Source organism: Streptomyces sp. CLV115, assembly GCF_038448545.1.
GTDB lineage: Bacteria > Actinomycetota > Actinomycetes > Streptomycetales > Streptomycetaceae > Streptomyces > Streptomyces sanglieri.
In genome coordinates, this window is the sequence record NZ_JBCEWQ010000343.1 from 1 (window position 1) to 1,631 (window position 1,631).

General features: G+C 77.1%; 1 protein-coding gene and 1 pseudogene. One reads left to right on the forward strand and one right to left on the reverse strand.

The annotated features are described in order from the left end of the window. Positions 1–1,184, forward strand: a 1,184-nt coding sequence (locus AADR41_RS42035) for an outer membrane protein assembly factor BamB family protein (protein ID WP_342287738.1), incomplete at its 5' end; no start/stop codon positions are given. 88 nt (positions 1,185–1,272) lie between these two features. Here the strand turns inward: AADR41_RS42035 and AADR41_RS42040 are convergent. After that, positions 1,273–1,631: pseudogene (locus tag AADR41_RS42040) on the reverse strand (hypothetical protein); the annotation flags it as partial.

Genomic DNA, 1,631 nt, shown 5'->3' on the forward strand with positions numbered 1-1,631 from the left:
CCCCCGTACCCGGCCCCGCGCAGCCGCCCGAGCCGCCGCCCGGCCCGGACCGCTGGCGGCCCTGGCGGTTCCGCATGTCCAACGACGTCTGGGGCACGCCGGTCGTCGCCGGCGACCTCCTCTACGTCACGTCCTTCGAGGTGCACGCCCTGGACGTCGGCAACGGGCGGCGCCAGTTCAAGACCCGCGACGTGGCCTGGGTGATGGCCGTCGAGGGCGGCCGGATCCACGCCTCCGACGGGCCGTCCCTGTACGCCCTGGACGCGACCACCGGCGCCGAGCGGTGGCGGCTGCAGACGGACGCCTGGGTGTACTCCCTCAAGGCCGACCGCGGCACCGTCGTCACCGGCACCAGGGGCGGCGGCGTCCAGGCGTGGGAGGCGTCCACGGGCGAGAAGCTCTGGGAGAGCGGCGGCGTACAGACCGACTTCGAGACGGCGGAGGCCGGGCCCGCGATCCACGACGGCACGGTCTACCTCTGGCAGGACGCCCGGCTGCGCGCCGTCGACGCCCGTACCGGCACCGAGCGCTGGTCGTACCCCATCGGCGACGCCGCCTCCTGCGGCGGGGTGCCGGTCCGGGTGACCTCGGCGCCGGACGGCTTCGTCTACGTCAGCGCGGGGGCCCGGGTCCTCGCCGTGGACAACGCGTCCGGCCATGTGCGCTGGCACTTCGAGTCGCCCGCGGTCTTCCTCTCGCCGCCCGCGTTCGCGCCCGGCCCCGCCGTCACCGGCGGCGGGGTGTACCTCGCCGACTACCTCGGCACCGTGTACGCGCTCGACGCCTCGACCGGCAAGGACCGCTGGCGCATCGCCACGGAGGCCCGCCAGTCGATCGAGCCGGTGCTGGTGACGGCCGGGAACGTCCATGTCGGCAGCGGCAGCGCGCTGTACACGCTCGACGCGGTCACCGGCACCCCGAAGTGGCGGTTCGCGGCGGGCGGCGAGGTGGTGGGCGCCCCGGTGGTCGCCGACGGCCGGGTCCACTTCGGCTCCGCCGACCACGTCCTCTACACCCTGGACGCGGCGGGCGGCCAGCTCCGCTGGAAGCTGGCGACCGGCGGCGAGATCACGGGTTCGCCGGTGGCGCAGGGCGGTGTCGTGTACGCGTGCAGCAAGGACCGCTGCGTGTACGCGCTGGACGCGCTGAAGGGAACCGGCACGGGCAGCCGCGCCAGGACGTAGCGCTGACGCGGCGCGGCGGGAGCCGGCCCCGTCCGGCGAGGTCCGGCCCGTCCGGCGTTCGAGGACGCAACCCCGGGCGAGCAGGTCCTCAGCCGCGCGGGCGCCCGTCCGCATCCGGGGCGGAGTCCGGGCCGCGGCCCGGGTCCGGGTCCGGCACGACGGGGTACGCGGCCGTGTCCCGGCCGTCCGGATCCGGGCCCGGACGGTGCCGTTCCGCCGGATCCGGCCCCGTGTACAGCTCCGGCTCGGGCTCCGGCAGGGTGCTCGTCTGCACGGAGGGCCCCGGCTCCTGCGTCGGCGGCCAGGTGTCCGGGTGCTCCGAGCCGGGCGCCTCGTACGGCCGGTCGTGCCCCTCGCGTGCGGACCGGCGCCCGGCCCCGCGCCGCCCCGGCATCACCGCCGCGCCCAACAGCAGCAGCACCCCGCCCGCCGCCGCCCCGGCCACGC